The sequence below is a fragment of the Halopseudomonas sp. MFKK-1 genome, from assembly GCF_027474385.1.
In the GTDB taxonomy this organism is placed as follows: Bacteria; Pseudomonadota; Gammaproteobacteria; order Pseudomonadales; family Pseudomonadaceae; genus Halopseudomonas; species Halopseudomonas aestusnigri.
The window spans coordinates 3,315,423-3,331,791 of sequence record NZ_CP114836.1; the positions used below are offsets into that span (position 1 = coordinate 3,315,423).

At 56.9% G+C, this 16,369-nt stretch carries 20 protein-coding genes; 14 read left to right on the forward strand and 6 right to left on the reverse strand.

The window, feature by feature from the left end; all coding sequences use genetic code 11:
* Nucleotides 1-3: 3 nt before the first annotated feature.
* On the reverse strand, nucleotides 4-345 hold the full coding sequence (locus tag O5O48_RS15295; RefSeq protein ID WP_269687504.1) for a hypothetical protein: 342 nt from the start codon (nucleotides 343-345) through the stop codon (nucleotides 4-6).
* Nucleotides 346-462: 117 nt separating this feature from the next.
* Between O5O48_RS15295 and O5O48_RS15300 the strand changes: the two genes are divergently transcribed.
* Nucleotides 463-849 (forward strand): hypothetical protein, encoded by a 387-nt coding sequence (locus O5O48_RS15300; protein WP_269687505.1) that lies wholly within the window; start codon nucleotides 463-465, stop codon nucleotides 847-849.
* Nucleotides 850-910: 61 nt separating this feature from the next.
* Here O5O48_RS15300 and O5O48_RS15305 read toward each other — a convergent pair whose 3' ends face one another.
* Nucleotides 911-2,146, reverse strand: a complete 1,236-nt coding sequence (locus tag O5O48_RS15305; RefSeq protein ID WP_269687506.1) for an ADP-ribosylglycohydrolase family protein — start codon at nucleotides 2,144-2,146, stop codon at nucleotides 911-913.
* Between the two features lie 87 nt (nucleotides 2,147-2,233).
* On the opposite strand from O5O48_RS15305, the gene O5O48_RS15310 reads away from it, so the two are divergent.
* From O5O48_RS15310 to O5O48_RS15340, 7 genes are all read left to right on the forward strand, one after another.
* Nucleotides 2,234-3,274, forward strand: a complete 1,041-nt coding sequence (locus O5O48_RS15310) for a helix-turn-helix transcriptional regulator (RefSeq protein ID WP_269687507.1) — start codon at nucleotides 2,234-2,236, stop codon at nucleotides 3,272-3,274.
* Nucleotides 3,271-3,921 (forward strand): HEPN domain-containing protein, encoded by a 651-nt coding sequence (locus O5O48_RS15315; RefSeq protein WP_269687508.1) that lies wholly within the window; start codon nucleotides 3,271-3,273, stop codon nucleotides 3,919-3,921. The genes O5O48_RS15310 and O5O48_RS15315 overlap by 4 nt, the downstream gene beginning before the upstream one ends.
* 291 nt (nucleotides 3,922-4,212) lie before the next feature.
* Nucleotides 4,213-4,845, forward strand: coding sequence for a hypothetical protein (locus tag O5O48_RS15320; protein ID WP_269687509.1), 633 nt, complete (start codon nucleotides 4,213-4,215; stop codon nucleotides 4,843-4,845).
* A gap of 9 nt (nucleotides 4,846-4,854) precedes the next feature.
* A complete protein-coding gene (locus O5O48_RS15325) occupies nucleotides 4,855-5,199 on the forward strand; it encodes a DUF4258 domain-containing protein (RefSeq protein ID WP_269687510.1) in 345 nt (114 codons plus the stop codon).
* Nucleotides 5,200-5,213: 14 nt separating this feature from the next.
* The gene (locus tag O5O48_RS15330) at nucleotides 5,214-5,999 is read left to right on the forward strand and encodes a hypothetical protein (RefSeq protein ID WP_269687511.1); all 786 of its coding nucleotides are present in this window, start codon (nucleotides 5,214-5,216) and stop codon (nucleotides 5,997-5,999) included.
* On the forward strand, nucleotides 5,999-6,253 hold the full coding sequence (locus O5O48_RS15335) for a hypothetical protein (RefSeq protein ID WP_269687512.1): 255 nt from the start codon (nucleotides 5,999-6,001) through the stop codon (nucleotides 6,251-6,253). Before O5O48_RS15330 ends, O5O48_RS15335 begins: the two co-directional genes overlap by 1 nt.
* Nucleotides 6,254-6,302: 49 nt before the next feature.
* Nucleotides 6,303-6,941, forward strand: coding sequence for a hypothetical protein (locus O5O48_RS15340; RefSeq protein ID WP_269687513.1), 639 nt, complete (start codon nucleotides 6,303-6,305; stop codon nucleotides 6,939-6,941).
* Here O5O48_RS15340 and O5O48_RS15345 read toward each other — a convergent pair.
* The 4 genes from O5O48_RS15345 to O5O48_RS15360 all read right to left on the reverse strand — a co-directional run bounded on the left by O5O48_RS15345 (nucleotide 6,938) and on the right by O5O48_RS15360 (nucleotide 11,657).
* Complete coding sequence (locus O5O48_RS15345) at nucleotides 6,938-7,486, reverse strand: hypothetical protein (RefSeq protein WP_269687514.1); 549 nt, start codon at nucleotides 7,484-7,486, stop codon at nucleotides 6,938-6,940. The genes O5O48_RS15340 and O5O48_RS15345 overlap by 4 nt on opposite strands.
* Nucleotides 7,479-8,639 carry a hypothetical protein gene (locus tag O5O48_RS15350; RefSeq protein ID WP_269687515.1) on the reverse strand — a complete coding sequence of 387 codons (1,161 nt, stop codon included), beginning with the start codon at nucleotides 8,637-8,639 and terminating at the stop codon, nucleotides 7,479-7,481. The genes O5O48_RS15345 and O5O48_RS15350 overlap by 8 nt, the downstream gene beginning before the upstream one ends.
* Nucleotides 8,640-8,931: 292 nt before the next feature.
* Nucleotides 8,932-9,402 carry a type VII toxin-antitoxin system HepT family RNase toxin gene (hepT, locus tag O5O48_RS15355; RefSeq protein ID WP_269687516.1) on the reverse strand — a complete coding sequence of 157 codons (471 nt, stop codon included), beginning with the start codon at nucleotides 9,400-9,402 and terminating at the stop codon, nucleotides 8,932-8,934.
* 104 nt (nucleotides 9,403-9,506) lie between these two features.
* Nucleotides 9,507-11,657 (reverse strand): NERD domain-containing protein, encoded by a 2,151-nt coding sequence (locus tag O5O48_RS15360; RefSeq protein WP_269687517.1) that lies wholly within the window; start codon nucleotides 11,655-11,657, stop codon nucleotides 9,507-9,509.
* 283 nt (nucleotides 11,658-11,940) lie between these two features.
* Here O5O48_RS15360 and O5O48_RS15365 point away from each other — a divergent pair, with 283 nt between their 5' ends.
* From O5O48_RS15365 to O5O48_RS15390, 6 genes are all read left to right on the forward strand, one after another.
* Nucleotides 11,941-12,261 (forward strand): hypothetical protein, encoded by a 321-nt coding sequence (locus O5O48_RS15365; RefSeq protein ID WP_269687518.1) that lies wholly within the window; start codon nucleotides 11,941-11,943, stop codon nucleotides 12,259-12,261.
* Nucleotides 12,262-12,364: 103 nt separating this feature from the next.
* A complete protein-coding gene (locus O5O48_RS15370; protein WP_269687519.1) occupies nucleotides 12,365-13,333 on the forward strand; it encodes a DUF932 domain-containing protein in 969 nt (322 codons plus the stop codon).
* Nucleotides 13,334-13,441: 108 nt separating this feature from the next.
* A complete protein-coding gene (locus tag O5O48_RS15375; protein ID WP_269687520.1) occupies nucleotides 13,442-14,449 on the forward strand; it encodes a YqaJ viral recombinase family nuclease in 1,008 nt (335 codons plus the stop codon).
* Nucleotides 14,450-14,530: 81 nt separating this feature from the next.
* Complete coding sequence (locus tag O5O48_RS15380) at nucleotides 14,531-15,484, forward strand: recombination directionality factor (protein WP_269687521.1); 954 nt, start codon at nucleotides 14,531-14,533, stop codon at nucleotides 15,482-15,484.
* Between the two features lie 31 nt (nucleotides 15,485-15,515).
* Nucleotides 15,516-16,004 carry a RadC family protein gene (gene radC, locus O5O48_RS15385; RefSeq protein ID WP_269687522.1) on the forward strand — a complete coding sequence of 163 codons (489 nt, stop codon included), beginning with the start codon at nucleotides 15,516-15,518 and terminating at the stop codon, nucleotides 16,002-16,004.
* 25 nt (nucleotides 16,005-16,029) lie between these two features.
* On the forward strand, nucleotides 16,030-16,362 hold the full coding sequence (locus O5O48_RS15390) for a hypothetical protein (RefSeq protein WP_269687523.1): 333 nt from the start codon (nucleotides 16,030-16,032) through the stop codon (nucleotides 16,360-16,362).
* Nucleotides 16,363-16,369: the final 7 nt, after the last annotated feature.

Here is a 16,369-nt window from a genome sequence, read left to right on the forward strand (position 1 = left end):
CCTCTATCCATTTTCAGATTCGTCGTCGACTAGCCAGTCAATGCTCATGGCGCCTTGGCTTATGCGCACGATACCCCTTTTCCAGCGAGATTGACCGCACTGCGCACGATACTGAATGAGGCTGTCCAGCAGCTCCATCAGGTACAGCTTGAAGCCCGACTCACCTGCTTGAACGAACCAGTCGCCCTCAGTCGACCAGGACGCGTGGCTCAATCTAGCTTCATCGTCGTCCGCGACAAAGCGCACCTCGCCGCAACAGTCCGCATGTTCCGGGAATTGCCGACTCAACATCTTCAAGCGCAGGGTTTCATAGCCTGCATCAAACTCGGTTTTACCAGCATCCATAGCGTCCCCCTGCAACCGGCGGTGCAACTTACCTAGCCAGCATGGCAGCCCGTGCGACAGCCGCTGTCGCATAAAGATGGACACTGACGTTTTAAAAAAACAAGGAGCCAACCATCAATGACTATCCCGCTCGAACCAGCAAATTTCATCGCCCCCATCTCCGTGATCGAACGGAAATATCCCGGCGGCTGGCAGCAGTGCCAAAAGGACCACAACGATGAATCCGGTTTCCCTTTCCCAGCCTGGTACGACGACCAGCTGTTTCGAGTTGGCGGCAAGAGCATCTATCTTCTAAAAATTGTCTTCAGCCACTGGCCGAATATGGGCTTTCGAATCAAGCGTAAGGTTAAGGGCCAAGCAGTATGGCACCAGGGCTGCTTCATTAGAGGTGGCGACATTACACCAACATTACCGTGCCCCTGGTTGATGGTAGCTGACGATGGCATGTCAGCCTGGATGAAACCGGGGCATCCGTACGAAACGAACCTCAGTAAACGCAGCTAAGCTTAAAAGCAACCATGCTCTAGTGGGCTTGGAGCTCTCGCAGGCCCAGCGCGACACCAATTCACCAACCCGGATAACGCCGACGCAGCTCGGCCTCACCACCCGTCTCATACCTCGCCGGAATGTCGACCAGGTCCAGAGCCACCTGCGTAATCACATCACGCAATTCCAGCTCCTCCAGCCAGCGTTCAGGAATAGCTTGCGGGCCGTAAATCAAGCCAAGCACGTTGCCTGCGATCATCCCGGTGCTGTCGCTATCACCACCGTGATTGACGGCCATGATGATGCCGTCTTCGAGGCTTTCTGCCGCCAGCGCGCACCAGAGCCCGATGGCAAGTGCTTCGTCTGCAACCCAGCCGCCGCCTAGATCAGCAATGCGCTCGGGGTTGGGCCGCACGCCCTGCTGGTGCAAGCGCAGTACATATTCCACAAGCCGGCGGGTTTCCTGCATGCCGGGTTTGCCGCCGTGTGCCTGCAGGGCAATCACCACCACCTCGGACAATGGCAGCGACTGACGCCAGAGTCGGTTCAGGATGTCGGCAAACAGACCCGCTGCCAGATAACCTGTCGGATGGCCATGGGTCAGCCGCGCTGTCTCACTGGCCACCTCGAAAGGATTGAAAAAAAAGGCACAGGGTGCCACGCGCATGACACCACCGCAGCCCTTGCTGTCATTGACCGCTGGCTCACCGAACACCCGGATTTCCATCAATGCAGAGAGGCAGGTGTTACCTGGTGCACGCCGGGACCACAATTCCGGCTGTTCGATCAGCCAGCCATCCCGGCAAGGGCTCAATGCAGGTTCGAAACCCTGGGTGAGCAGCCAACGCTGCAGCGCATGGTGCACAACCGCAGGCACATGGCAGCTCCCCGTTTCACGCTGACGTACAAAAGCCCGCAGCAGCCCCTCAGCGGTGAACAGCATCATCTGGGTGTCGTCGGTTACCGCACCGCGTCGCCCATAGATCGGCGCCATCGAACGAATGCCCCAGTTACCGAAGCCGCGACGAATCTCGTCCCAAGACAGAAACTCGACCCTGGCGCCCAAAGCGTCACCGGCGGCACCTGCCAGCAAGCAGCCAAGCACGCGCTCAGCCTGAAGCGACATTGGCGCAGGCATCGACCATCGCCGTTCACGCCCACACACAGAAGCATGTGGCACGGCGCATTCGCCTTCGTCACCACCTTCAAGAGCAATACGCGGATGGCCGCATACATCGCGCTGCAAATAGCGCAGCAGCAGCTCCTGGCGTTGTGCGGTAGAAAGCGTGTGAGGGCTGGTCAGGGTTGCGTTCATTCAGTCACTCCGTGGTCATTGCTGAGTGACATGCTAGATTCGACATGCGACGATTCATGTCGCTGCGATTAGACACAAGGACTTGCAATGAGCCAGCACGATACGCTGATGCGCCACCTCGCCCTGCTGCGCATGATCCCCCGGCACCCCGCCAAGCGCGCGACCACTACCCTGCACGAGAAGCTCAGCGAAGAAGGGTTCACCCTGACGCCACGCTCCTTGCAGCGCGACCTTGAACGGCTCTCGACCTGGTTTCCGCTTACCTGCGACAAATCCGAAAAGCCCTATCGCTGGTCCTACGTTGCCAGCTACGCCAGTGACCTGCCGGCGATGGACACGGTCGAGGCTCTGGTGCTGGTCATGGCAGAGCAAGGATTGACAGACAAGCTGCCGCCCTCCGCACTCAGTCACATCAGCTACCGCTTTGAGCGCGCGCGCCAGCACCTTGAGAGTCTGCATGCAAATGGGTTTGCGTACTGGAGCAAGCGCGTTTCCAGCATTCCTGAAGGCAAGTCACTGATCGCACCAGAGGTGAAAGCTGGCATCTGGGATAGCGTATCGGATGCGCTGCTCAATCAGCAGGCTATCGAAGTGGACTATCTCAGCCGCTACAAACAGGCACCACAGCACTTCATCGTTCACCCACAAGGGCTGGTGACGCGAGGGCAGATAAGCTACGTACTTGCCACCATCAACCAACACGATGACATCCGTCAGTTGGCGCTGCATCGCTTTCAGGCGGTCAAACACAGCAGCGAAGCGTACCGGCCCCATCCGGACTTCAACGTGCAGGATTACATCACCGAAGGCAGCTTTGGCTTGCCAGTCACAACAGACCCGGTGGTCCTTGTTGCCCAGCTGAACAACCACGTTGCCTGGAAGCTGAGGGAAACACCGGTAAGCGATGATCAAACATTGTCTGAACCCGACGCAGATGGCTGGATTGAGTTACGCGCAACAGTACCAAACGACCAGCAAACCCTCTGGTGGATTCACGGCTTCGGTGCCGGCTTTCACGTAGTGCAACCGGCTGAGTGGCGAGATCATCAGGCGGAACAAGCGGAGAAGATCTTGTCGCAAGCCAGAAAAAACGGTTACCAGCCTGTACAGCAGGAGGTGACATCATGAGTTACGAACGCCTCAAGCAACGCCAACGCGCCGAACGCCACACCCACAACGAGAACCTTGCCCTGCGCACTCACCGCTCACTCAGCTGGCTCAATCGCGCCGAACAGGCCGAGGATCTCGACGGTCAATTCATTTTTCTGTGGATCGCTTTCAACGCTGCCTACGCCACAGAAATCGATGAGCGCCTGCGCCTGAGCGAACAGGAAACCTTCAAGGCCTTCCTCAACAAGCTGTGCGAACTAGATCAGCGGAACTCACTGGAGAAGCTGGTGTGGCAAGCATTCCCCGGCAACATCCGAGTGCTGCTGGACAACCCGTTTGTGTTTCAAAGCTTCTGGGATTACCAGAACGGCAAACTCAGCCACGAGGAATGGCAAGATCGCTTTAATCGCGGTAAACAACGCGCCAAAACCGCCCTCGGCTCCCGCGACACTGCCACCGTACTCGCCGTTGTTTTCAGCCGTCTCTACACGCTACGCAACCAGTTGATGCACGGCGGCGCAACCTGGAACGGGCAGGTCAACCGTGAACAGCTGCGCGACTGCGTCGCCATCCTCGGCCAACTGGTACCGCTGGTGATCGAGATCATGCTGGATAACCCGAACACCTTGTGGGGCGATGCGTGTTACCCAGTGGTGAGCGCATAAGGGATTACCTGCCACCTCCAGCAGCCATTCGCAGCAACAGGGACACCTTGCGCTTGATGCCAGCACTGGGTGGGTAACCAGATCGTAAAGGCCTGCTTTTACCCGCTCACGCTCCGGCCGCCCTGCGGACCGCCCTCGCCTTACTCCTGCCCCCACCGCATGGACTCTCAATAGACCGTGCACAAGGCATAAATCCGCGCACCCAATAAAGAATTAAAAATAGAATAAATTCCACTTTACATGGAATACGAAGGCACCTAATCTAGTCCCATCAAACACGGGGTAGACACCATGCGACTAGAAGACCTGTTCTGTAACTACGTGAAGCCAGAGGGCAAAATTCAGCCAGAAAATATCGCCAAGGAGGTACGCAGGGCGTATCGCGGACACCTCGCGGCCGAGGCTGAGAAGTATTGCTGCGATATCGATGCTCTTGACCAGATTCTGGGTGGGCCTGGAGCCTTCATCAGTCGAGCCGAGGCCTGTTACGAATACGCTGTTAACGGTCAACTGAAAAGCTCGGACAACAGCGCACGCAGTGACGACTGGCTGGATTTCGCATCATTCATCAACCAAGCCCGATGGGATGAAGAGTTCCACGGCACCGACTCCATCGCGCCGACCCTGGAGCACATTTTCAAGCTCGCCGCCATCCGCGCACGTCTGGATTGTGACATCCACGGTGACCAGGCCTACGACGCATTACCCGAGGTTCTGCTCGACAACGCCACCGGTTTTTTAACCCTGCCGGAAGTTGCCTTTCTTGCTCGCATGACCGAGAAGGCCGTGCGCAACGCTACGCAGCCGAGCGCCTCAGACCGCCTTGTGACGCGCAAACAAGGAAGCAGAACTGTCGTTAGCTCAAAAGAGGCAATGCGCTGGCTGAGCGCACGCCGAAACTTCGTACCGACCCAGTTCGTTTGAGTTATCGCCATGCAGATTACCAACCACGCACAAAAGCGAGCGCAAGAGCGGCGCATCAGCCCGGCACAACTGGAATGGTTGATGAGCTATGGGAAAGAAGCGCACAACAGGGGTGTCAGCTACTTGTATTTCGACAGGGAAAGCTTCCGTCAGCTGGTCACAGACGTTGATGACGCGGATTTCTGCCTAGCTTGCCGAAGCAGAAAGCTTTACCTCGTGGTAAACGGAAGCACGGTTATTACAGCAGGCCTGCGAGGCGACAGACTGAAAACACGCAAAGCAAACAAGCGTTTTAGCCAACGCAGAACATCAGGCCACCCAGGCACCCCACAACGCCGCAGCCGCATTCGCTAGGAAAGAATGAAACCATGAGCCAATTTGAAAAATTTAGCCGACTTATCGCCGATTCAACCGCGAGCTTCTCGGGTGCCGATCTACCGGTGGAGTTACTGCTTTCAACCGAAGGCAGCCTACAGACCTTCTACGCGCCATTTGACTACGTCAATCCGGCCGCAAAAATCGTTATCTGCGGCATCACTCCCGGCCACACCCAAGCGGTCAACGCGCTGAACGAAGCCAGACGGGCGCTTAAAGCCGGTGACTCGCTGGAGCAAGCCAAACGCAAGGCAAAGGAAACGGCGAGTTTCTCCGGCCCGATGCGCCCCAACCTTATTGCGATGCTTGATCACATCGGCGTTGCCGATCTGCTCGGAATCGATAGCTGTGAGCAGCTCTTCACAACACACAGCCACATCGTGCATTACACATCCGCGTTGCGGTATCCCGTCTTCGTTAACGGAGCCAATTACAACGGCACGCCATCCATGCTGGGCAAGCGCTCGCTGCGAGAGCAGATTGACCGCCATCTGGCGGAAGAGGTCCAAGCCCTGGGCGGTGACTGCCTCTATGTTCCTCTTGGCCCCAAGGTCGCTGACGCCTTCGAACACCTGCAGCGCAAAGGACTGCTCAGACCCGAGCAAATTCTGTCCGGCCTGCCGCACCCCTCCGGCGCAAATGCAGAGCGCATCAGCTACTTCCTTGGAAGAAAAGACAAACAGAAGCTGTCTGCCAAGACCAACCCGGACGTGATTGATACCGCCCGCAGACAGCTGACGGCAAAAGTAAGCAGCCTGATTGATAAAAGGAACGCCTGATGCGGAGGATTATCAGTTTGCCATTGCGGCTGATTGTGGCCCTCAAGCTAAGAAGCCTTCAGTTCGCCTTGGATATGGCTCAAGAACAGACACGAGACGCCCACGCTTTGCACTGCAAGGCTTGCCCTGCGCAAGCCGAGGGCTGCGGCCGCCCCGATGAATGCAAACTGGCACGCCTTAAAGACAGAGAGACCGTGTTAGCGCAGGCCATAGTCACCGCGCAGCACCGGCTGAACAATTTGGCTGGCAGCTAAGCTTTCAGCCACCTCTGGAATTGCCTCATAGAACCAAGTAGCCAAAACCATGCACACCCTCTTTTCAGGACCTTTTTTCGAGTACGTTCTAGGCAGGGAGCCACTGCTTTCAGCGGAGTATCTGACCTGCGGATCCAGCGCAATGTTGTTCCAATGCGAGGGCAAGCTATACCGGCTGACTACCGACGGATGCGGTCACAATTTTCTGTCTCAACAGTCTGCAAACGGCAATCCGGCGGTCGTGCAGATTATTGAAGACTTCGGCCCCGTGGCGCCGAATGACGCCTATCCGCAAGAGGAATACTACTGGCTGGCACAGGTGGAGTGGCTGGAACCCATCGACGCAGCCAGCCTGGTAGGGGAAAACCTGCAAGGCCTATTCGACACCCTGCACGATGATGGCGCTGTTATGCCCGAAGAACGCCAACCGTTCGTCGACGCCTGCAGGCAAGCACTCACAACCCATCCGGAGTTCAAACCGCTTTTGGACACGATTATCCGTGCGGCCTATTTTCTGGATGAAGGAGAGGGTTTGATCGACGTCAACCTGAGCAACGTCATGCTGAGGCCTTCAACAGGCGAGCTGGTATGGAGCGACCCGATACATGATTCAGTGATGACCTTAACTTCGACGCAAAGCAGTCAAATGGAGAGCGTACGCAGATTCGCTGGGCAGCTAAAAGCTTAACCTAATCGCCGGGGCACCCCAGGCAACTTGCCCCGTTTGTCCTTCACCAAGCCATGAATCAAAGGCACCAGCAGCAAGGTCCAGAACACTGACTTACTTCTGGAGCCTGGCTGCTTGCCGCTGAAGATGTTGCCGAAGTGCATGAAGAAGAACATCGCCAGCGGAATCTTTACGTAAAGCGCCAGCAGCATCTTCAATGGGTTGGGGTTATCAATCCAGGTTCGCGTCAGGACAAACAGCAACAGCAACGCATCCAGAACCACCGCCAGCGCGGCAAAGGCCCAGAGCAACTCATTGCCACCGTCATTGGCATCACTGCTTCCGCCACCTCCCAAGGTGAAGGCCAGCCCGGCGATAGCGGCTGGAATCAGGTACAGGCCACCAACCAGCATCACATCAAAGTGATTGCGATACACCACAATGCGCTGCCGCAGGCCCATCCAGATACCGATGGCAAACGGCAGCAACAAAGCCAGCCCAACACCGACAACCCACCAGGTCATTGGCACGGCGCTCATAGTCGACTCAGATACGGCCTCAGGCATTGGCGGGTTCCTTGTCAGCAGGCAAGTAACGCATCAGCAGCTCCCGCGCGTCGACACGCCAGATCGCCTTGAACACAATGCCCAGGCAATAGAGAAACAGCAGCGGAAGAATCAGCGTGCGCAGGATGAACAGCGCCATCACCATCATGATGGTGTTGGTTGCGTTGGACAGCGTATCCTGCAGCGCACTCCAGGCCGCTGGGTCCGTCAGCGTAGAAAATGTACTGCCCAAGGAGCCCATGAAACCGTCGGAGTCTTCCGATTTTTCCGCCGCGGCGCGCTCTCGCTGGATTAACGCCAATCCGTTTTCGGCTTTCTCTTGCTCATCCTCAAGCAGTTCCAGTTGATCCTCGATCAGGTCAACCTTAGCGATCGCTTCTGCGTGCTCTGGCGTGCTCGACAGCCCAATCACTCGTTGAACCGTATCCATACCCGATTCCAGCTCATCAAGCTCGGCCTTGGCATCGGCATACTTAGACTGCAGTTGCTCAGTCTGCTCCGCAATCTCAGCCATACGTGCGTTAAGAACGGTCTCGCGCTCCACGCGGCTTTCCTCTGCCTGTTCTGCCAGTTCCCTCAGCTCTGCGGCGTCAGCCCCTTCTAAATCCTGTGCTTCCACCTTGCTGGGAAGCGCCTCAAGCGAGGCAATACCCTCGTTGGATTGATCAGCCAGAAAGTACTCGCCAACAACGCCGTTAAACGCGACTACCACCACCAACGCAAAACGAAGGAACACGAGAAACGCAAACAGCCGAACAAGCTGGTTAAAGCCGGCCAAAGACGGGCGCAGCAAACTCACCAGCACCAGGGCACCGGAAAGTGTCAGAAGAACCTTGAAGAACAGGTCGGAAATAATGCCAAGCAGCAGCTTCTGGATCAGCAATGAGCCAATCGACAGCTTCATCAGAGAGGAGTAATCCTCAACCAGATCATTGAACGGATCCAGCAACTCCCCCAACCCCAACGATCCCGAAAAAGCGATCATGCTGACTTCAACCTCGACGCTCTGCAGCATCGAAATCAGCGCGTTCAGTAGCTTCGCCACGCCAAAGGCGACAGAGGCCTGCACCAGAGAACTGTCGATGTATTCGGTTGAAGCGCGATCAATCACGCCCAGCCAGGACACCATCATCAGCACGAGAACAACAGCCATTACGACAACTCGGCCACGGCCTTTCAGCAGGCCCGACCTCTGCAACGTCGGTTCCATATTCACTCCTTGAGTAACAATTGATCGAACGGGACTGCTATCTGTGCGATCCAGCTTCCCTGCGACCTTTGGAGACTAAAAGCACCAGCACACTGAGGCAATTAAAAATTCGCCTAAGCACCTAGCGCCGTTGGGGAATATAACAGCAGGGTGCGACAGCATCTGTCGCTAAAGAGAGGCAAAACCGTTATCACTCACCCGCTAATCGGATCAGTAACGCTGGAGAAAAAGCCTACTAGTCAGCAGCATCATCAGTCACTGTTATGGTTTGTGAGCTTGTTTTTAAAGGCCCGTTCTCATCGCTCAAGAGCATTTGACGGCTGTATTCGGTGAAATCACAAAGGTGGCGCGTAATCACAGCGACGATCTTGGCTATCTGCAACGCTTGATCGTCGTGTAAAGCACTCTTGCGAAACTCAACTACATTCTGCAGTGGCGAGACCCAAGCTCTATCTATTCGCCCTGCCCTAGCGAGCAAAGCGAAAACGTCATGATTGCTTTGCGGCACACCTAGACGCTCTCGCCAGATAAGATGCTGCCCCATACTCAGCGCTGCTTCACAGGCACGTAAGACGTTCAGAATCGCTGCGTCTTGACGGGAACAGTCAGTGCTGAAGCTGCCGGGATCCTTCTCGAACTCATCACGAGCCCTCTGCACACAACGCTCAATGATGGCAGCTTTATTGATCAGTACGTCATAAACCATTGAACCGCACCGAGTTTCATAGAACTCTCCACGCTTGAGGATTTTAGGCAATTAACGTGACCACTTCAGCTCTATCGGCATGCCAAGCTATTCCGGCCAAATATTCAGCAGATGCCGCGCCAAAGCTCATCTGACTCAACAATGCTGATAAGCCGGCGAGCAGTAAACCCTTCAGGAAACAACGAAACCCAACTCTTCTCGTCAAGCTGATCTATGGGCCTGAGGAGCTGCTTCTCGTCACGCAGAATGACCTCCAGCGCTTCGCGGGCTACCACCCTGAAGCCATCGACTGACTGGCCATCAAGCTCAATGGAGGTGTCGACGATCCAGGAACGCAGATCTGCTTCAGGCTGCTTACCGTGATAGCCCAATCTAGCGCGTAGGTCTTGATCATTTATCAGCGCGCAACACACCGCTACCTGCTTGCGCCGTAACTGCCAGGCGGCCTTGCGCAACGTGTTGGTTCGATGGAGCCAGACCTCATGGGCTGTAGATCGGATATAACCTGACTTAACCTCAAAGAGCAGCAGTACTCCCTCACTGTGGCAGATCAGGTCTACCTCTCCAGCATCATCTTCGTCTGTCGGCGCCGGTCGATATCCCACTTCAACAGCAAATCCTCGCTGCCGAAGGCTCTCCGCCAACGCCAGCTCTACTCGCTGAGTTTCTTCCTGCAAATCAGCTCTGCGGGCATTCACGCGCCGCAAGTTATTGATAGCTGCCGTCAGGTTATTTTGCTGAGCAACCACCCAAGGAAACTGAAAGCTGTATCGACCGATCTTGTAGAACGGCTGCTCGTACAAACGTGGCGCTGGCACACCTGGCTGCCGCCTGAGTTGCTGCGACAAAACCTTGAGGTCGCTGGTCCAAAACTTGAGAATCGCCTTAGCAGCATCGGAACTGCCTTGCGGATATTCCTCGCTTACCGTCCAGTCTTTAATCCTGCGGATCTTTTCATCCTCTTGTGACCAGGTCATGGGGAACCTGTTCTCCCCAGACAACAATCCTTCCAAGGCCAGACGACTAAGCGCCTGAGTAAGCACACCCGAATCATGCAGATGGCGCTGAAATGGTCGGATGTACTGGCTCTGAAAAAAAGCCGAGGTCAGCTCACTCGCCAATAGGACATGATGAAGCTGAACCTGAGTCCCATCATCGAGAGAAACCCGCTCACCCAGGCCATAAATCTGCTGCAATTGCAGCTCACTGCGCATTGCCTTGATATACGCCAATTGATTCAACTCGTGGTTTTCACGCGAACCGATGGTTTGCTCGGCCATATCAGAGTCGATGAAGGCCTGAACAGCCCTGTTCATCCAATAGTGCCAAAGCAGGTCGCCCTTTCGCTCGGTTCGCTGCCATTGCTCTGTTCTGGCGTTTGACTCGTTATAGATAACCGACTCGCCGGGCTCCAAGTGGTAACGACATTCCGGATCAAAGCAAAACCAGTCAATCGAACCCTCGTAGTCGATCCGCTCTTGGGTGGCCGCAACAAGAACAGCCAACCATTCAAGGTTTTCACGACACTTAGCTAGATCAGTGCTGAACGATTCAGGGAAAAGGATCGGTGACAGGTGATGCTTGAGTGACCGACCGAGACGCGGCTCGGTTAGACGAAAGTCAGCCTCCGGGCAAACCTGCAGTTTCCTCAGAATGATGCGGTTGTAAACCTGCCACTGCTTACCGTATCTATCAGCTGACGCATCATCAATAACGGCCTCATAGGCCAGCACACTGAGATAGGAAAACAGCTCCAGCAGAGACAACCGCTCAAGCTGCTTTTCAGCGTGGTCGACCAGCTCGTCAAAGGGCTTGAGCTGATCCAGTAACCGGTCACAAACAGCGAAGAATAACTCCCACTCATCCCCCACCAGCCCAGCACGAAGCGCTATCCATAAGGGAGAAGTGACACGCATGAACAACTTAGAGTAACGAATCGCCCACTTGAGAACTTCAGGATTACTGCTGGCGAGGTGCAACAGGAGCTCGGTACTGACCGCATTATCGAAATGCAGCACTCGACCAAGGGAAAGGCTGGCGAGTTCGGATTGAGCAAGCGCATCCTGATCAAGCCAAAACGATGCCCGTGACAAGCCCTGTGCACGCTCAAGTGCTGACAGCTTCTTACCTGCTGGCCGTTGATCAAGGAAGTGATGCAGGCACTCATCAAGAGCGCGGCCCTTACTGATCCCTGGATGATTCCGTTCATATACCGACTGGTAATACTGCCGGCAGCCCTCTCCCTTTTCAGTCATCCTACATCGCTCGCATCATCCTTAGGCTTCTAGTCTGAGCTTAAACTATCGGCAGGCCAAGACTCCATGGGGCATGATTTAATTGAACAGCAGCTCATCCTGCACCTCATGCTCCGGCAAGGGCGAGCCACTAAACCGCACCAGAAATTGAAACAATGTTGTCAGTATCGGCCCCTGATTTCCTGCTTGCTTTTCCATTCAAATAAATTTCAACCCTACATAACTCCCACGAGCCAACCCCAAGCCAGTCCGCTCAACTGGCCTGTCTCGTGAGGAGTTCTCTATGTCTCGATCCTGTCCGCGCTGTCGCTCGCAGCGCGTGGTGTTCTGCAACTACGGCAAGCGTATCGGCGGCACTGTAGGCACTGTTGCCGGTGCGTTCAGCGGCGCTGCGGCCTCGACTGCATCGGGCGCAGCGGCCGGTCTGCGCATCGGCATGCAAGTCGGCGTGTCAGGTGGCCCGACGGGCGTCGGTGCTGGAGCCGTGCTCGGTGCCATCACTGGTGCCTTGGCTGGCTGCATTGCCGGGCTGCGACTGGGCAAAGTGGTGGATGAGCAGTTGCTCTGCCGCTTTCGCTGCCTGGACTGCCACGCGCATTTCTGAGCCCCGCCCTTCCCTCTGACCTGTCTCTTTTCGTCTCTTTCCCATTGTCTTTGACCGCCTGGGCTCTATGGCTCGGGCGGTCTATGCCGTTTTGGAGGTTTCCATGGCACATCAAGTTGAAACTATGGCCTACGTTGGCACCACACCCTGGCATGGCCTGGGTAGCAAGCTGTCCCGTCATCAACCGCTGGAGGTCTGGCAGCATGAAGCCGGCATGAACTGGCACATCGAAGAGTCCCCGGTGCGCTTTCTGTCGGACTCGGCTGCGCATCTGGGTAGCATCCATACCTTCCCGGAGCAGAAGGTACTCTACCGTTCGGACACCAAGGCCCCGCTGTCGGTGGTCTCGCAGCGTTACAAGGTGGTACAGCCGTTTGACGTGCTGGAGTTCTACCGGGATCTGACCGAGTACGCCGGCTTTGAGCTGGAGACCGCCGGCGTACTCAAGGGTGGTCGCAAGTTCTGGGCGCTGGCCCGGACGGGGCAAGCCTCGGTGCTCAAGGGTAATGACCTGGTTAACGGCTACCTGCTGCTGGCCACCTCTTGCGACGGCACTCTCTCGACTGTGGCCACTCCCACCACCGTGCGGGTAGTGTGCAATAACACTCTGGCCATCGCGGTGGACGGCGCAGCCGAGTCAATCAAGGTGCCGCACAACACTGAGTTCAACGCCAAGGCGGTCAAACGCCAGCTGGGTATCTCGGTCGCTCAGTGGGATGACTTCATGTACCGCATGAAGCACTTGTCCCAGCGCAAGGTGAACACCGGTGAAGCGCTTGGCTACTTCCTGCGGGTGATCTGCGACACCGAGCAGGACGTGGAGGATCGCCGCGAGCTCACCCAGCACCGGGCCCTGCAGAAAGTGCAGGATCTGTACGCCGGCAAAGGACGCGGCTCTCAACTGGCGTCGGCACGAGACACCGCGTGGGGTTTGCTCAACGCGGTAACCGAGTACGTCGATCACGAGAAGCGCGCCCGCAGCATTGATCACCGGCTGGACTCAGCCTGGTTTGGTCAAGGTGCCACCCTGAAGCAAAAGGCTCTGGATCATGCCCTGGAGCTGATCGCCTGAGTTTCTCGCTTCATTTATCTGCTTCTCTTCTCAACCCCTTCATCTACCTACGCGCCTGAGCCCGATCAGTGTCTGCTGGTCGGGCTTTTGTGCGTCTGGAGTTTGCTTATGAACACGCATCAAACCACACCGACCACCAGCGCCAACAAAGCAGGACGTGGTGTCCTGCGCCTGGTCAGCACCAAAGACCTCTCTCGCAACGACTGGCTGGACGTGCGCAAGCGCGGCATCGGCAGTTCGGATGCCGCAGCCGCTATCGGTCTCAACCCCTACAAATCCCAGCTGGAGCTCTGGCTGGAGAAAACCAACCGTGACGTTGGCCTGGCCAAACCGAACCCGGATGACGACACCACCCCGGTGTTCTGGGGCGTGGTGCTGGAGCCGGTTGTCGCTTCCCAGTACCAGCGCCGCACCGGTAACAAGGTCCGCAAGGTCAATGCTGTCCTGCAGCACCCTGACGTGCCCTGGATGCTGGCCAACATCGACCGCGAAGTCGTTGGCAGCAATGAGGTGCAGATCCTCGAATGCAAAACCGCCGGCCTGAACGGTGCTCGCCTCTGGCGTGACGGCGTACCCAAGTACGTTGAGGTGCAGGTCATGCATCAGTTGGCCGTGACCGGTAAGCAGGCCGCGGATGTGGCCGTGTTGCTCGGTGGTCAACAGCTGGAGGTCTATCGCATCGAGCGTGACGGGGCGTTGATTGAGCAGTTGATCGCGCTGGAGCGCCAATTCTGGCACTACGTTGAGACCGACACGCCGCCACCGGCAGATGGGTCCGAGTCCGCCGAAGAAGCGCTGCGCCTGCTCTACCCGGCTGACGATGGCGAGCAGGTGAACTTCACCGAGAACGCCGCGTTGTCACAGGCGTTCGATGAGCTCAAGCAGGTTCGCGGTGCCCTGGCCAGCTTGGGCAAGCGCGAAGCCGAGCTCAAACAGTCTCTGCAGCAGGCCATGGGCAGTGCCAGCAAGGCGCTCTTCGCCAGCGGCAACATCAGTTGGAAGAAGTCCAAGGATGGGACGGGTATCGACCTCGACGCCCTGTTCAAGGACCACCCTGCCCTCAAGGCGCAGTATCAGTTCAGCAAGCCCGGAAGCCGGCGCTTTCTGGTCAGTTGATTTGTTTTATCTCCCATCACCCCCCTTCAGGCCGACTGCCCTTGTGGCGTCGGCCTTTTTGTTTCTTACAGGAGCATTCCCATGATCAAAGGCCTGGCAATCACCCCGCCCGTGCTCGGGCGTATCTCCATCGGTAAGGTGGTCGAGAAGAACGGCAAGCGCCTGCCGGAGAAAGACGACCAGTTCACCATTACCTCTCAGGTGCAGACCCGCGATGGCTGGCTGCCCCACCCACTCGACGAGCTGCTGCGCAAGGAGCAAGGCGGCAAGATCCGCAGCATTCCAGTGCGCTTGCTATTCAATGATCCGGAGCTGAACTTCCGCGCTGAATACAGCCTGTTTGACCGCACCACTGGTAGACCGCTGTGTGTCGGTAACGGGGAGTCGTGCAAGCGCTCAACGGCAGAAGGCATTCAAAGCCTGCCCTGCCCCTCACCGGATGGCTGCCCGCTGGCGCCCGGTGGCAACTGCAAGCCGTATGGCCGCTTGAACGTCGCCATTGGTGATGACGACCCACTGGGGAGTTTTGTGTTTCGTACCACCGGCTATAACAGCATCCGTACTCTGTCGGCGCGACTGAGTTACCTGCAGGCCTTGTCCGGAGATCGACTGGCGTGTCTGCCGCTGGAACTGCGACTGCGCGGCAAGTCCACTAGGCAAAGCCATGGTTCACCCATCTACTACGTAGATCTGACGCTGCGTAGTGGCCTGAGCCTGGAAGAAGCCCTCTCTCAGGCACACCAGCTGGATCAATCACGGCGCGATGCCGGCTTTGATCAACAAGCACTGGATGCTGCCGCACGCATGGGGCTGGTCAATGGGGCCTTTGAGGACAGTGAAGAAGACTCACACCTGGTACTCGAGGAGTTCTATCCAGAGCAATCAGTCGTTGAGTCAGCGCCAGCAGCCACTGCTCAGAAGCCCACTCCGCAGTACAGCAGCCGTCGAAGCCGCAACGGTAAGCCGACCCTGCACGACCTGATTCTTGAACGCACCCACAACCTGCAACAAGCCAACCCACCCGCCAGCGCCTGAGCGGGTGGTTTTTCTATATCCGGAGATCACCATGAGCAAGCAAAAGTCGTCGTCGGCGCTGCTGCCGACAGCGGGCATTGAGCTGTCCGAAACCGAAGTCCTGAGCTGGGCCCAGTCGATTCTGGAAGCCCGCTTTCATCGCAGCAACTACCTGACCAGTCCGAATCTGGTTCGCGACTACCTTGTGTCCCAACTGGCCCACGAGGAGCGCGAGGTGTTCGGCATCATCCTGCTCGATAGCCAGCATGGGGTGCTGCGCTTTGAGCGGCTGTTCTACGGCACCATCGACAGCGCCAGCGTCTATCCCCGAGAAGTCGTCAAAGCGGTACTCAATGCCAATGCCGCAGCCGTCATTCTCGCCCACAACCACCCAAGCGGTGTGCCTGAGCCCAGCCAGGCCGACCGCACACTGACCACCCGCCTACAAACCGCACTGCAAACCATCGATGTACGTCTGCTCGATCACCTGGTGATTGGTGGCACGACAGCGGTGAGTTTTGCTGAGCGCGGGTTGATCTGAACACAGCCGTAAAGGAGATCCAGCAATGATAAAGACCTGCACCATCTGCAACAGCGCCACATTGGTTCATCGGCAGAACCTGCACACCCTGGTCGTGATGGCCGGGGTACTTGATGTGCTGTTGCGTACTCATGTTGAGCGCCAGCAGGACGCGCAGACCAACCACGCACCGTGGGAGCAGTTGGGAAAGCTGGTGGCATTACTGGCAGAGCCAACGCCCTTACTGGAAGCAGGCGCAACTCAGGGAGCTGCTCTGGCAGATAACGTGGCAAAGCACTGGCTCGGCACCTTCGACAGCCTGTGCCTGAACTGCGGTTTCTTGCTGATGAATGAGTCCGACGACCCAGCGCCAGGGTGATGCTTTG

What these genes read in the sequence shown, in the direction of transcription:
- O5O48_RS15370 (WP_269687519.1), top strand. Translation starts at nt 12,365, where the DNA reads ATGGCACATCAAGTTGAAACTATGGCCTACGTTGGCACCACACCCTGG.
- O5O48_RS15305 (WP_269687506.1), bottom strand. Translation starts at nt 2,146, where the DNA reads ATGAACGCAACCCTGACCAGCCCTCACACGCTTTCTACCGCACAACGC.
- O5O48_RS15380 (WP_269687521.1), top strand. Translation starts at nt 14,531, where the DNA reads ATGATCAAAGGCCTGGCAATCACCCCGCCCGTGCTCGGGCGTATCTCC.
- O5O48_RS15360 (WP_269687517.1), bottom strand. Translation starts at nt 11,657, where the DNA reads ATGACTGAAAAGGGAGAGGGCTGCCGGCAGTATTACCAGTCGGTATAT.
- O5O48_RS15375 (WP_269687520.1), top strand. Translation starts at nt 13,442, where the DNA reads ATGAACACGCATCAAACCACACCGACCACCAGCGCCAACAAAGCAGGA.
- O5O48_RS15335 (WP_269687512.1), top strand. Translation starts at nt 5,999, where the DNA reads ATGCGGAGGATTATCAGTTTGCCATTGCGGCTGATTGTGGCCCTCAAG.
- radC (WP_269687522.1), top strand. Translation starts at nt 15,516, where the DNA reads ATGAGCAAGCAAAAGTCGTCGTCGGCGCTGCTGCCGACAGCGGGCATT.
- O5O48_RS15365 (WP_269687518.1), top strand. Translation starts at nt 11,941, where the DNA reads ATGTCTCGATCCTGTCCGCGCTGTCGCTCGCAGCGCGTGGTGTTCTGC.
- O5O48_RS15295 (WP_269687504.1), bottom strand. Translation starts at nt 345, where the DNA reads ATGGATGCTGGTAAAACCGAGTTTGATGCAGGCTATGAAACCCTGCGC.
- O5O48_RS15330 (WP_269687511.1), top strand. Translation starts at nt 5,214, where the DNA reads ATGAGCCAATTTGAAAAATTTAGCCGACTTATCGCCGATTCAACCGCG.
- hepT (WP_269687516.1), bottom strand. Translation starts at nt 9,402, where the DNA reads ATGGTTTATGACGTACTGATCAATAAAGCTGCCATCATTGAGCGTTGT.
- O5O48_RS15340 (WP_269687513.1), top strand. Translation starts at nt 6,303, where the DNA reads ATGCACACCCTCTTTTCAGGACCTTTTTTCGAGTACGTTCTAGGCAGG.
- O5O48_RS15390 (WP_269687523.1), top strand. Translation starts at nt 16,030, where the DNA reads ATGATAAAGACCTGCACCATCTGCAACAGCGCCACATTGGTTCATCGG.
- O5O48_RS15315 (WP_269687508.1), top strand. Translation starts at nt 3,271, where the DNA reads ATGAGTTACGAACGCCTCAAGCAACGCCAACGCGCCGAACGCCACACC.
- O5O48_RS15325 (WP_269687510.1), top strand. Translation starts at nt 4,855, where the DNA reads ATGCAGATTACCAACCACGCACAAAAGCGAGCGCAAGAGCGGCGCATC.
- O5O48_RS15320 (WP_269687509.1), top strand. Translation starts at nt 4,213, where the DNA reads ATGCGACTAGAAGACCTGTTCTGTAACTACGTGAAGCCAGAGGGCAAA.
- O5O48_RS15310 (WP_269687507.1), top strand. Translation starts at nt 2,234, where the DNA reads ATGAGCCAGCACGATACGCTGATGCGCCACCTCGCCCTGCTGCGCATG.
- O5O48_RS15350 (WP_269687515.1), bottom strand. Translation starts at nt 8,639, where the DNA reads ATGGCTGTTGTTCTCGTGCTGATGATGGTGTCCTGGCTGGGCGTGATT.
- O5O48_RS15300 (WP_269687505.1), top strand. Translation starts at nt 463, where the DNA reads ATGACTATCCCGCTCGAACCAGCAAATTTCATCGCCCCCATCTCCGTG.
- O5O48_RS15345 (WP_269687514.1), bottom strand. Translation starts at nt 7,486, where the DNA reads ATGCCTGAGGCCGTATCTGAGTCGACTATGAGCGCCGTGCCAATGACC.